At 40.4% G+C, this 13,773-nt stretch carries 8 protein-coding genes; 2 read left to right on the plus strand and 6 right to left on the minus strand.

Annotation, left to right across the window (positions count from 1 at the left end):
- Positions 1–683 precede the first annotated feature (683 nt).
- Both GNT69_RS01670 and GNT69_RS01675 read right to left on the minus strand, forming a co-directional pair.
- The gene (locus GNT69_RS01670) at positions 684–2,225 is read right to left on the minus strand and encodes a bifunctional GNAT family N-acetyltransferase/carbon-nitrogen hydrolase family protein (protein WP_203553203.1); all 1,542 of its coding nucleotides are present in this window, start codon (positions 2,223–2,225) and stop codon (positions 684–686) included.
- Positions 2,226–2,533: 308 nt separating this feature from the next.
- Positions 2,534–7,135 carry a metallophosphoesterase gene (locus GNT69_RS01675; protein WP_203553204.1) on the minus strand — a complete coding sequence of 1,534 codons (4,602 nt, stop codon included), beginning with the start codon at positions 7,133–7,135 and terminating at the stop codon, positions 2,534–2,536.
- 297 nt (positions 7,136–7,432) lie between these two features.
- Between GNT69_RS01675 and GNT69_RS01680 the strand changes: the two genes are divergently transcribed.
- On the plus strand, positions 7,433–8,356 hold the full coding sequence (locus GNT69_RS01680) for a LysM peptidoglycan-binding domain-containing protein (protein ID WP_203553205.1): 924 nt from the start codon (positions 7,433–7,435) through the stop codon (positions 8,354–8,356).
- 231 nt (positions 8,357–8,587) lie between these two features.
- On the opposite strand, the gene ftsZ is transcribed toward GNT69_RS01680, so the two are convergent.
- Both ftsZ and GNT69_RS01690 read right to left on the minus strand, forming a co-directional pair.
- On the minus strand, positions 8,588–9,898 hold the full coding sequence (gene ftsZ / locus GNT69_RS01685) for a cell division protein FtsZ (protein ID WP_203553206.1): 1,311 nt from the start codon (positions 9,896–9,898) through the stop codon (positions 8,588–8,590).
- 176 nt (positions 9,899–10,074) lie between these two features.
- Entirely contained in the window at positions 10,075–10,983 is a 909-nt protein-coding gene (locus GNT69_RS01690) for a HEAT repeat domain-containing protein (RefSeq protein WP_203553207.1), read from the minus strand.
- An 89-nt stretch (positions 10,984–11,072) separates the two neighbouring features.
- On the opposite strand from GNT69_RS01690, the gene GNT69_RS01695 reads away from it, so the two are divergent.
- Positions 11,073–11,240: a hypothetical protein gene (locus GNT69_RS01695; RefSeq protein ID WP_203553208.1), complete on the plus strand. Its 168-nt coding sequence runs from the start codon at positions 11,073–11,075 to the stop codon at positions 11,238–11,240.
- A gap of 7 nt (positions 11,241–11,247) precedes the next feature.
- On the opposite strand, the gene GNT69_RS01700 is transcribed toward GNT69_RS01695, so the two are convergent.
- A complete protein-coding gene (locus GNT69_RS01700; RefSeq protein ID WP_203553209.1) occupies positions 11,248–12,000 on the minus strand; it encodes a glycerophosphodiester phosphodiesterase in 753 nt (250 codons plus the stop codon).
- 544 nt (positions 12,001–12,544) lie between these two features.
- Positions 12,545–13,732 carry a M20 metallopeptidase family protein gene (locus tag GNT69_RS01705; protein ID WP_203553210.1) on the minus strand — a complete coding sequence of 396 codons (1,188 nt, stop codon included), beginning with the start codon at positions 13,730–13,732 and terminating at the stop codon, positions 12,545–12,547.
- Between the last annotated feature and the right edge of the window lie 41 nt (positions 13,733–13,773).

A 13,773-nucleotide genomic window follows, 5' to 3' on the forward strand; every position in this document is an offset into this window, starting at 1 on the left:
TTTGCTTTCTCTCGTTGACACTTACAATAATAGACGGAAAATTTCCGCTTATTTTAAAAAAATCATTGAAAATAGCCTAAATAAGCGGAGAGATTCCGTCTATTTACTCAATAAACGTGAAAATGGGCGAGTTTTATGTGCATAAGCGGAAAATCTCCGCTTATTTCCCCCGAAATGCGCTCCATTCTGCATTTAACCGGAAATTTTCCGCTTATTTTACTTTCGCAATTAAGGACAAGCCTTCTATTTGTTGATTTGCACAACTAATAGGGTGATAAGACTTTATTATTGCTAGTACTTGGGTTTTGCCCCATTTGGAACGCTAAGTAATTGCGAGTACTTGGAATAACCATGTTTCTGCGGCCAGTTTAATACGAGTACTTGGATTATCGCCATTTGGAGGTTTTTTTTATTGCGAGTACTTGGATTAAATGTAGAAAAATGACTCTTTTATTTCGAGTACTCGGATTATTTTCCGTTTTTTATTGGAAAATGTACTGATTTGCAGCTTTTATTACGAGTACTCGGATTATAACTGTTATTTTTATTCCCTGTACTAGCGATAAATTCTTTGTTACCAGCATTAAAGGTTTAAAGTCGTCCTTTTAATGCTAGTACTCGGATTAAAAAACTTTAAAAAAACGACTTTAGTGGATCTCCGTCAAGAAAACGACTTTAGTTCGTTAAAACTTCTTATAACGAACTTCAAATAAGTCCCGACGACGGTCTTTTAGCTGGCGGACCGTTCCGGAAATTCTTTGTCTCCGCAAGATTTCTAAATCAACATCGCCAACGACGACCGTTTCAATATTTGGCGCGCATTCGCCAACAATGCCATCACGAGCAAATTCAAAATCAGAAGGCGTAAAAATACCCGATTGTGCATATTGAATATCCATATTCTCAACTTGTGTTAAGTTGCCAACCGTTCCGGCAATGACGGTGTATACTTGATTTTCCACTGCACGAGCTTGCGCACAATAACGAACACGCAAATAGCCTTGACGGTCATCTGTACAAAAAGGGACGAAAATAATATTGGCACCTTGATCGACCGCATACCTTGTAAGCTCAGGAAACTGAATATCATAGCAAATTTGAATGGCAATTTTCCCGCAATCGGTATCAAACACCTTGACGGCATCACCTGGTTGAATGCCCCACCATTTCCGTTCATTAGGGGTGACATGAATTTTATACTGCTTATCTATCGTCCCATCTCTCCGGAACAAATAGGCAATATTATAAATATGATCATCTTCTTCAACAAAATGAGAGCCACCGATAATGTTGACATTGTAACGAACGGCGAGTTTTGTAAAAAGCTCAATATAATCCTCTGTGTATTCTGCCAACCTCCGTACGGACTTTGACGGAACCTTCTCTTCTAAAAATGACATTAACTGCGTCGTGAAAATTTCCGGAAACACGGCAAAATCACTGTCGAAATCATAGGCGACATCGACATAATACTCAACTTGTTTTGCAAATTCCTCAAAGGAAGCAATATTTTTCATCATATACTGAATGACGGTGATGCGGACAGGGTAGGCAGTTTTAAAATGCCGTTTTGTTTTTGCTTGATAGTCAATATTATTCCATTCCATTAACGTCGCATATTGCATTGATTGTCGATCATCTGGCAAATAGCCGGGATTAATGCGCATTAAATTAAAGCCGTTCATAATTTGAAACGTTAGCACAGGATCAAAAAGGTTTTGATTACGAACCTCCTCGACATAATCTCGAGGCGTTAACTCATTTTTATATTTATGGTAGTTCGGTATACGACCACCGATGATGATGCTCTTTAAATTTAGTTCCCGGGCTAATTCTTTTCTTGCTTCATACAATCGTTTGCCAATTTTCATCCCCTGGTAATTCGGGTCGACCATCACTTCGATTCCGTAAAGATTAAAGCCTTCTGGATTATGGTTTGTAATATAGCCGCCATCGGTAATATCGTCCCATGTGTGGCGATCATCATATTCATCAAAATTAATAATTAAACTTGAGCAGCTTCCGATAATTTTCCCGTCATATTCGACGCAAAATTGACCTTCTGGAAAAATCGCTAAGTGGCTTTCGAGATGCCCCGGCTTCCACGGTTCCATATTGGGAAAACAAACTTTTTGCATCGCAATGATTTGATCAATATCTGCGTGCTTAATATTTCGTACTTCAAGCTTCTTTTCAAAACTTGATAAGTCCAATTCTTTCGACATGGCCGAATCTACCCTTTCCTTTATCACGTTTATGTACTCTAGTCTTTCTCCAAAGCTCCTGGATGTTTGATTTAATGTTCTTTAATCCTTCTTTTTAAAAAATAAACCTTTACCACCATGCTTTCATTTTATTCCGTTCATTTCAAGGCATGAACTTCCTTTCTTTTATTATTTCCTTTTATCGTATTCAAAAGCAAGAGATTAAAAGGGGGAACAGTGTTACTTACTGTTCCCCCTTCCTTTTTAACAAGAATTAGCGTCATTTGGTTTTCTTCGAACATTTCGAGTTACTCATTACTGACAACAAATTATTGCGGTACGTTTGAGTTCTTCATAGTTGAATTGGTCTGACCACTTCGATTCGAAGTTCCATTGCCGTCTGCTGCTTGTGAAGCATCGTTGCCAGTTTGCTTCGTTGAGTCTTTTCCTTGTGCTGCATCTTTGCCATTTGATTTCTGTTTCTTAAATGTCCAGATGTCAGAAATGGTTCTACCTGTGTAGTCATCTTCAACGATAACATACCAAGAGTAATGATTGCCATTTTCTAAATCATGCCATACGGTTTGAGCTGTTTTTCCACTTTTTACTCGTTTTTCTTTGCCGATTTCCTCATTGGTATATACATTAACACTGAAATAATCGGTTGCGACTTGCTTTTCCACCGCACTCAAATCGAGCTCGATCATAAACTCATCTTTCCCTGGATAAGCGTCTGTATTAAAGTAATTATAGTCATTTAAATAAGGGGAGTACGTATTTACAAGGATCCGGTTATTGTCTTGGTCAAAATGCAATAACCGCACATACCCTTGTCCCCCTTCCGGTCCTGCCTGATAATCAGCGAGCATTTGGTAAACAGTCCGATCTGGTAGACCATCACCGTCATCATCAATTTCGTCAATCAATGTTTGTGCTTCATGGTAATGACCACTTAATACCATAATTACATTTTCATTTGGAATGACCACCTCGTTATAGAGCTTTTCCCCGAGTGGATGCCTTGTTCCGGTGGCAAGCAAATATTCATGGAAGCTTAAAATCGCCTTCCGATCCGGATGTTCAGAAAGTACATCATTCATCCATTTGATTCCTTCATCCGTTACCCCCCAGCCAAGATAAACCATAATAAAATCGTTTCCACCGACCGAGATTAAATCATAATGACCACGATTATTCAGGTACGTGCCTCCATAATATGGTTTATTTTCAAATCGGTCTGCTCCAAAGTAGCGATAATAATCGGTGTAATCATTATTTACTTGGTCGACGTCATGATTGCCAGCTAGCACACCACATGGAATCTCATGCGCATCAAGGACGCCCATATATTTATCCGCATAGAACCACTGCTGTTCATCGGTAGAAACATTAACGAGATCCCCTGTGTGGAAGACGTACTCAATTTTCATTTCATCGCGTTTTTCTGCAATCCACTCTGTTTGCCGCTCAAATATATATGGAAAGCTCTCCGCATAATATTGCGTATCGGTCATCCAAACAAACGTATAATCATACTCATCCGGTGAACTTGGAATTTCATCCTGTACAAGCACATTGATTTTATGATCGTTTACGAACTCATTTACTTCAACGGTTCCAGTTAATTCGAAATCATCAGCACCAGCAATGTGATAATCGATTAACTTCCATTTCTCTGTTTCATGACTCCATGCATACATTGAAACTTTTCGCCCTTCGAGTGACTTCCCTTTCCAATAAAGTTCAATGATGTCATTCTCAGCGACTGATGGATCAACAGTCACATCAAACCGGTGATATGGAAATTGTGTCTTTGAGTTTGTCGTTAAATATTGACCATCTTCAGCCGAAATCAAAGAGATTTCCTCAGCTGTCAACGCTTGCTCTCCAGTTGGAACCATCATTTGCGGCGGTTCCGTATCAGAAGCATGCTTAAACACTGTAACATTGGTCACGTCATTCGCATCATATTGATATCCTTTATAAAAGGAAACATTCATCTCATCATTCGTCGGGTCAGATACGTTCACTTTTAAAAGCGGATTGCCAATGACAGTCGCTCCAGCGGCTGGCGAAATAACTTGCGGCTGATGTGGATTCTCATCAACAACAGAAAATCGAATAAGCGACTCCGCTTTGTTGCCAACTTTATCTGTAGCAGTAATTGATAGCAAATGCTCTCCTGGCACCAATTTGCTTGACGCCGTTTCATATGGAAGTGAAATCGGTTCGTTATCAAGGAAAACCTCGACTTTATCGACTCCTGCAATTGCATCGGTTACCGTTGCCTCAATTGTAAAAGCTCCTTTGAATTCTTGTCCTTCGGCGATATTCGAATCTATTACCGGAGGGGTATTATCAACAACGACACGTGCTTCTATTTGTTCATCGGAATCACGAGCGATAACCATATGTTCTCCATCAGAAACTGAAGTCGTATCCCAGTTTGTTGTTTTCGATTTTGCATGTTCTTCCGTAATCGTAAAATGAAAATCGATAAACGGGGTCACGTCGCCCAATTTCAGCACTTGATTCGGTTTGCTGTAAGCTGGGGCAGTTAAAACCGTACCATCGGCAAGGATTAGACGAACATTCTTCAAATCATAATCATCACGATTTTCCGTAGATTCTAGGTCAAACGGTGATGCTTTGTTCCCTGAACGAACGGTAATCGTTTGATCACCAAGCGGTAAGCGCTCTGTCTCTATTGGAATGCTAAACGTTTTCCATTCGGTCAGCCAATCTTGGTCCATTATATATAGAATGTCTTCACCCATCGTAACTGCATTTTGGAAATACGTATTCAAGCCATTCACTTCAAAAGCAAAATATGCCGGTTGTTCAATCGAAAGATACGTATCTGTTTGTTCCACGCCGTCAACCATCAGCGTCACATTTGCAGATGTATCTGTCGCAGACGTTCCTTTGAGAATCACTTCTCCATTAACAAGATCGCCATCTTTTACATTGAGGCGCAAACTAGATTGATCAAAGTCTGACATAATGTTGATTCGATGCGTATCACTTGTCGTTTCATTGGTTCCATCAGAAGCAACAAAATAATAATCTACATATTCTTTGCCAATCAACTCAGGTGAGTAAATGAGTGACTTAAACAATGAATCTTTCCCATCTTGGCGAATGATTTTCATTTTATATTCGGTTTCGCCTGAAAGTTGATAAAAAAGACGAACAGATTTGACCTCTTGATCATCCGTTACCTCAGTGATGACTTCAATGTTTTCTTTTTCATCCACCTCTGTAACAGCTGTCAAATTTTTAATCATTGGTGCTGTTGTATCTTCAAGCAACACAACTGGCTGACTAGGTACTTGATAGCCTTCCACTTTACCTGGTGTCGCGGCTTCAATCCCAACTTTCACATGTTGAGTTGATTCGTCGGTTGGATAGCGATAAATGATGCCCATATCTGGGTACGTATCATCAACATTCGGCACATCATTATAGTAGGCAAGCGCGATTTCCTTATGACTATTCGTCGCAATCACGAGACCACGCATACTGCCATTTGCCATTCCATCTGAGTAGATGCGGACAATGTTTTCATTTTCGATTAAATTTGAGCCATAATTCGCATTAAAATCTGCAACGGTGGCATGTCCATTTTGCGAATTAATGATCCAAAAAACGAGCGTTTCTCCAGGAGAAATAAGAACATCTTCTGGAATGGAAGGCCACATAACATCTGTCCCCGGATCGGTGCCATAACGATAATACATTTTATAATCTTTAAAATTGATCGGTTCATTGCTATTGTTATGGATTTCGATAAACTCATAGCCATCCAATCCCCCAATATTCGATGAATCAGGGACAATTTCCGTTATGAGTAGATATGGCACTTTGCTATAATCCACTTCTGGCTGTTTCACTTGAATCGTGTATTCATCCGTTTTCGCGACATTCACTCCATCAGAAGCTTCCAAATAATAACGGATGTCAACAGACAACGCAGCCGCCGGAATCTCGACTGCATAAATCGAACGGTCATCGACACTCGGATTCATCGGAATTGTTGTATAGTTGTCTACGTCCTTTTCATTATAGTGGAGATTGACAATTGGCACAGAAAGGTTATCGGTGACCGTCGCCTCTATCTTCACCGGAAAAAAGGCAGCGCTTTCTGTTACTGGTGTATGGGTGATCACAGGTGGTTCCGTGTCTACCGGAAGATCAGACAACTGCACAGGGATTGGCGGTACTTGATTTTCAGAAATACTTCCCGGTGTCGGCGGAGTCATTCCTCTCCATTTCTCCATCGCTGTTCCTGTTTTCGGGTAGTTATACTCGATTCCCGCGCCAGTATTATCGTTATCACTTCCTAAATAGCTCGCAGAAACGACTTCGCTCCCAAACTGATCTTTTAAAACAAGTGCTCGATTGCCGCCATTGGCAAAACCAGGAAACACGTCCTTATACTCAACCACTTTTTCTGGGGCTAACTCAACACCGAAATGCTCATTAAAATCAGCGAATGAATAGTTGCCATTATTAAACCAGAAAACGAGCGTTTCCTGAGGCTCAATCGTTGTCACCGGTACTTGAAACGGTAGCTCTCTTCCTGTATCGGTGTATAGATAAATAAACGTATAGTTTGATAGCAACAGCGGCTGGTTCGTATTATTATAGAGCTCAAAATACTCGTAATAATCCGTGCCGGGACCCACTGAATTTGGGGATAATTCCGTCATTAATAGATGTGGGAGCGCATCATAATCAATTTTTGTCGTTTCACTATTTCCTTCAGTTTGTCCGGTTTCCTCTGCTACTACTTCCAAACTAGTTCCATCGTTTGCACTCTCCTCTGCTTGTGCCAATACTGGAGCAGAAATTTGAGCAAGTAGAAGGACGAGCATGGTTACAATCGCCATCGTCATTTTTAATTGTCTCATCGTTTTACGTTTTCTCATGTTACCTCCTTAATAATCATCATGGACTGTTTCGCCTCCATTCTACTTCGTTATCATGTAGTTATTTTTATAATCATGTAAATTTTTGGTTAATTTTAGCGAAAATAATCGGTTCGTAACAGTTTGATTGCAAATATGTTCGCAAGTTCGGTTTTTTTATCATTTCGTAATAAAACTGCCCATCTGTTATCAATCTGTTATTATCGTAATCTAATTAATATTCGCCTGTTCTTTTCCTGTAAGACAACTATGTTAAGATAATCGCAATGATAGGTGAATCGATAGGAGGCAACAAAATTGAAATACAAAATAGGATCTTTTCTAGCAGCAGCAGCTATTTTTACAACAGTGACCACAACGGCACAAGCTGAACAAGTCATCGTCCAAAAAGGGGACACGCTTTGGGGGATTTCCCAGGAGCATGGAGTTTCAGTTGAATCGATTAAAAAATGGAATCATCTTTCGAGTGATATCATTCTTCCAAATGACGTTCTTGAAGTATCACCAATAAAAAATGTAACCGTAAGAAAAGGGGACACGCTTTGGAATATCGCTCAAGTGTATGGAGTTTCTGTCGATGAAGTTAAGAAGTGGAACGAGCTCAACTCTGATTTAATTCATCCTGGTTTAAAGCTAGTGATTTATACCGATTTAGCGAAAGATGTGTCTGCTACAGCGAATGTGGTGGCTCAAAATAATCATTCGACATCTGCGGTAAATCCGAGTGCAGCTGTGACACAAAAAGCGGAAGTTCAAGCGAATACACCCGTTGCAAAAGAGAGCAGTGCTGCTCCTGCGGCAAATGTGGGTAGTCCAGAAAATGCCGCTCCGGCGACAAATGCTAGTAGTTCGGCACCTTCAAAGAATGCCGCTCCTGCAACAAATGTAAGCTCTGGTGAAAACCAAAAAGAAAGCAATCCAGCTCCAGTTGAGCAGGCATTCATCGTTACTGCCACCGCCTATACGGCGAATTGTAACGGTTGTTCCGGAATTACTAGTACGGGTGTGAATTTAAAAGCGAACCCAGATGCAAAAGTCATCTCTGTTGATCCATCGGTTATTCCACTCGGCTCAAAAGTCCATGTGGAAGGATATGGATATGCAACAGCAGCTGATACTGGCGGTGCCATTAAAGGAAATAAAATTGACGTCTTTATTCCAAATCACAATGACGCGATTCAATGGGGAAGAAAACAAGTAAAAGTGACGATTATTGAATAGTTTTGTTTGAAGGTCGTTTTTTTAGAGGGGGTTCCATCATTTGATGGGACCTTTTTAGTGTATATTTCATGTTTGAATGGATTTTTTATGTGATCAGAATGGTGCTAATTCTCTTGAAGCGGGAAGCTGTCCGAATGTGGGCGTCATTCAGACAGGTTGAGCAAGAAATGCACTGAACACCTTTTTAAAACATAAAAAACTCCCTTAATCAAAAGGGAGCTTGTTAATCATTTATCGTCTGCGGCTTCGCTTGCGTAGAAATGCAGGAATATCTATTGAGTCTTCTTGATCATGTTCCCCGAGCTGGGAATTTGTTTCTTCATATCTGCCTTGACTTTGGCGCTTAGTGGAGTCACTATGTCTAAACGTAGGAGATTCTTCAAAGGAATCTTGGTAACCATATTGTCCTCGTTGCCCATGAGAACTTGGTTGTTCATATTGCCCGCGTTCTCCATAGGAACTTCCTTGTTCATATGGTACGGACTGCTCGTACATCCCACCTTGTCCGAATTTCCCTATGCCACCAAGCGGATGCTTTCCGCTTTTTTTCTGCATCGTACTCTGCGAAGGACTCTCCTCCGCCTCATCTTCATGCTTGAAGCCTGTCGCAATGACCGTTACCATGATTTCTTTATTTAAATTTTCATTAATGACTGACCCAAATATCATGTTCAGTTGTTGATCGGTTGCAGCAGCGACAATATCAGCCGCCTCCTGAACTTCATATAAACTTAAATTTGTGCCGCCAGTTATATTCATTAGTACCCCTTGAGCGCCATCGATGGAAGTTTCCAGCAACGGACTAGAGATCGCCATCTTTGCCGCTTCTACCGCACGATCTTCACCGGAAGCAACACCAATCCCCATTAACGCCGTTCCTTTGTTTGACATGATCGTTTTCACATCGGCAAAGTCTAGATTAATTAATCCTGGTACAGCAATTAAGTCGGAAATCCCTTGAACCCCTTGGCGCAAAACATTATCCGCTTCCCGAAATGCTTCAACCATCGGAGTTCTTCGATCAACAATTTCAAGTAAACGATCATTTGGAATAATAATTAACGTATTGACCGCTTTTTTCATTTCCTCAATTCCAGCTGTTGCATTGACGGCACGCTTCCGTCCCTCAAACGCGAACGGCCTAGTTACGACGCCAATTGTGAGCGCCCCAAGCTCCCGGGCGATATGAGCAATCGCAGGAGCTGCCCCTGTGCCAGTTCCACCGCCCATTCCTGCTGTAATGAAAACCATGTCGGCTCCTTGCAATACCTCTTGAATTTGCTGGGTGCTTTCCTCCACAGCTTTGCGACCAATTTCCGGATTTGCCCCAGCACCTAATCCTCTCGTTAACGTTTCACCAATTTGCATTTTAATTTTTGCATTTGATAAATTAAGCGCTTGCGCGTCCGTATTTACGGCAATAAATTCTACACCTTGAACTCCATCTTCAATCATGCGATTTACGGCATTGTTTCCTCCGCCGCCAACCCCAACAACTTTTATCGTAGCGAATTGATCGATATTGGTTTCAAACTTTAGCATTTTTGTTCCTCCCATTAAGCATTCAAATTGCCTCTAAATATTTCTCTCTCTCTATCCAAACCCATTCGTACAAGTAACAATGTTTCTGTCGTTTTGCGCAATCTTTTAATGTTTGTAATTTAATAGTAACAGCCCTGTATAAAAAGCAAAAGAGGATACCCTCGTATCCTCAACAATTACCCCCGCTTCATTCCCTCTGCTTTGCGGCTTAAATGATTAAGTTCAATCTCAATGACTTTTCTCATCGAATCAGCTTTTTCAACATGATAAGCGCTTTTATAGATCGAGATCACCTCATTTAAAAACTGGTTTACTAGTTTTCTTTGTCCTAAGTTAAAAAAAAGAATATATTTTCGAATATTTTTATTCGGCTCGGTCTTTAGTCTCCCTGCTAACACATCGATATACGCTCGTTCACAGTACTCGAGATCATGAAGTGCGCGGACAGCTGCCTCACGCACATTTGCGTTTTCGTGAGAAAGAAATGGAAGCAGTCTCTCACCAATTTCATTCACGAGTGCTTCATCAAACTGATGGCAGCGCGCAAGCAATAGAATTGCATTTTCGAGACAGCGATCGGCATCTGCTTGTTCTTCTTGTTTCACCTTGCTTCGATCCAACTCTAAAATCTTATAAACGAGCGGCAATTGTTCGACAAAGGAAGGATTCATCGGGTACATCACGCTTAAAAGTACCTCGGCGGCAGCATTTCGCACGGAAATCGATTCGCTCGCAAGAAAGGGGAGAACTTTGTTGCTTACCTCTCTCGCTTTTTTTTGTGTCATTGGTGTTTTAAGAGACATTAATGCCCATTTTATAATGTCTGGTTCTTCTTCATTAAGAAAGAAAAGCAGTTCGTCGACTTGTTTCTTCGTCGCTGGGCCAATTTCTTTCAAAAGGGAGACGACCTTCCTTTTTACCTCTTCCTTTTCAGACTTTAATAATAAAAGAAGCGTTGGAATCCAGTGCTTTGTTTCATCCCCATTTCCCAACTTATCATGATGAATTTTCGTCCGTAATTCATCATAGGCTTGTTTGCACTCTGTTGGACTCCCTAAAGCTAATAGATGGAGTTTTCCTTCCATAAAAATCCTCCTCTTAATGGTATATAAAAAAAGCGGTTAAACGAAAAAATCGGTTAAGTTAATGATGTTTTTAGCTAAAGAGCTAAAAATTGAGTGAAGTAGAGGATTCTAATGAAGCGGTGAAGAAGCAAGTTCAAAGCTTTTTCAAAGCAAATTGTTGCGATGTTATTTTACAGTTATATTTATTAACGAACGTAGAAAATTATGCTTTAAAAATGATGGGGATTGATCGCGGTCAATCCCCTCCTATCCATTAAACTTCATTTAAAACACCAGTTTTTTATTTTCATCCCGAATTATGATCGCTCTTTGTGGGAAGTCAGTGATTATCGTATCCACTTCGAGTGCAAGCAACTGTTGCAATTCGTCTGTTTCATTCACTGTCCAAAGTCGCAGTGATTGAGCGACTGGTTTCCAAGTATCAATATCCGTGAGAACGATCGACTTAAATAAATGAAGTGACTCAAATTGAAAAGTTTCCAGATGATCTTGAGGATGACCGATTGGGTAGAACAATAACCAAGCAATTTCAGCTGTCGGATCCAATTGTTTAATCCGCATCAATGATGGCAAATGAAACGATGAAAAAACGACTTTTCGCCCTTTCCCATATTGCTTTACAATCGACAATACTTCTTCTTCAATTCCTCCGTATGAAATTTCGGATGTTTTCAATTCAATATTCAATTCTGTGTCAAACGGGGCGAGGAGTTCAAACACTTCTTTTAAAGTAGGCACCTTTTCCATTTCCCAGCTGTCTTCATAATCGGAAAACTTAATTCCCGCACTATATTCCTTTATTTCCGATAAATATAAATCTTTAATAAACCCTTTACCATTCGTCGTCCGATTTAACTGCTCATCATGAATGACGACGATTTCCTTATCTTTCGTCATATGAACATCAAGTTCGATTCCGTCCACTCCTGCAATAATTGCTTCACGAAAACCGAGTAACGTATTTTCAGGAAACTGCCCCATACTCCCTCGGTGGCCATAAATTTTCGTTTTTGTCATGCTATCCCATCCTTTTATAAAAAAATATTTTAAGCAGGGCTATCGGCGAAACTGAACGTCAGTGTTGCCGATGGGTGGAAGTATGGACTCCGTTCATATAACTGGGTGACCATTGTCCTTATTCATTAATTGCACCTTTGTTCCTGAAATTTTGATTAAATAAGCCTAATCACTAAATTCATTTAAACATAAAATTGGAGAAAAAATTTAGATTTTCCGTTTATTAACAAATACTTTACTTACGATTAAAATTGTTTAAAATTCGCTTAACAAATCCTTGCTGCCGGTTCTAAACTTCTAAATACTTCATCAATAGAAAACGATAAAATATGTCTTTTGTGGAGTATAGTTGTGATATTGTAGAGTATAGTTGTGATTTTGTAGAGTAAACGTGTGAAACCGTAGAGTAACGTGTTCGTTTCGTAGAGTATATGGATAAAACCGTAGAGTAAATGGTTAGAACAGACAAAAAACTGGATAAAACCGTAGAAAATTAAAAAAAATCGTATTCTCTGATGATGCGAGAATACGATTTTTCGGACCTTTATAATAAATAATGAGCAACAATTTTCACGTATGATTTTTCGATATTGAGCAATGCTCGTTCATCGATGTCGAATTTCGGGTGGTGATGTGGGTAGGCTGTCGCGCTGCTTGTTTGTGAGCCGACGCGGAAATAAGTCCCTGGTTTTTCTAAAAGAAAATATGAAAAGTCTTCCGCTCCCATCGTCGGTTCCATTTCTACGATGTTTTCTGCTGAAAATTGTTCAGTAAGCAAGTTGCGGACCAGTTCCGTTTCTTCGGGATGATTGTATAAAGCTGGATAGCCGTTTAAGTAATCGATTGTATACGATGCCCCAAAAGCGGAAGTAATTCCAGCGGTGAGATTGCGAATTTGCTCTTCTACTTGCTTACGAATCTCGCCATTAAATGTGCGAACCGTTCCTTCTAATTTAGCTGTATCTGCAATGATATTGAACGCATTCCCGGCTTGGAACACCCCAATGGTCACAACAGCAGCTTCGAGCGGATTAACCCCACGGCTGACAATTTTTTGAAGCGAGCTTACAAGTTCACTGCCAACCACAATGGAATCAATTGCCTCATGAGGACGTGCCCCATGGCCGCCTTTCCCTTGAATCGTAATCGCAAATTTATCAACAGCTGCCATTTGATAGCCGCTGCCAACTGTGATTTTCCCTAGCGGTGTATTTGAATCTAAGTGAGCAGCGAAAACGTAATCCACTCCATCTAAAACGCCTTCCTCAAGCATAAACTTTGCCCCGCCTGGAGGTGTTTCTTCGGCCGGTTGGAAAATAAACACGATTTTCCCTTTCAAATGCTGACGATATTGACTTAACACTTCGGCCGTACCTAATAAGGCGGCCGTATGACCGTCATGGCCGCATGCATGCATAACGCCTGGATTTTGCGAGTGATACTCGACGTCTTTTTCGTCATGAATCGGCAATCCATCAAAATCGGCTCTTAAGGCAATCGTTTTCCCAGGCTGTTCGCCTTCTAAAATACCAATTAATCCGTTACCTCCGAGGTTCGAGATTACATTTAATCCGAATCCGAGCAATTTTTCCTTAATGTATTTCGCTGTTTTCTCTTCTTTAAAAGAAAGTTCTGGATGCTGATGCATATACCTTCGCCAGTTAACAACTTCGTTATAGTTTTCTTCTAATTTCCCATTGATCTCTAATAATAAATCAGTTGGCTTCGTCATTGTTCATTTTCCCTCCTCGTGTGACCGATTGATTTGTTCTT

Origin of the sequence: Bacillus sp. B15-48, assembly GCF_016879755.1 — a bacterium.
Lineage (GTDB): Bacteria > Bacillota > Bacilli > Bacillales > Cytobacillaceae > Mesobacillus_B.

What these genes read in the sequence shown, in the direction of transcription:
- GNT69_RS01675 (WP_203553204.1), bottom strand. Translation starts at nt 7,135, where the DNA reads ATGAGAAAACGTAAAACGATGAGACAATTAAAAATGACGATGGCGATT.
- GNT69_RS01700 (WP_203553209.1), bottom strand. Translation starts at nt 12,000, where the DNA reads ATGACAAAAACGAAAATTTATGGCCACCGAGGGAGTATGGGGCAGTTT.
- GNT69_RS01670 (WP_203553203.1), bottom strand. Translation starts at nt 2,225, where the DNA reads ATGTCGAAAGAATTGGACTTATCAAGTTTTGAAAAGAAGCTTGAAGTA.
- ftsZ (WP_203553206.1), bottom strand. Translation starts at nt 9,898, where the DNA reads ATGCTAAAGTTTGAAACCAATATCGATCAATTCGCTACGATAAAAGTT.
- GNT69_RS01690 (WP_203553207.1), bottom strand. Translation starts at nt 10,983, where the DNA reads ATGGAAGGAAAACTCCATCTATTAGCTTTAGGGAGTCCAACAGAGTGC.
- GNT69_RS01705 (WP_203553210.1), bottom strand. Translation starts at nt 13,732, where the DNA reads ATGACGAAGCCAACTGATTTATTATTAGAGATCAATGGGAAATTAGAA.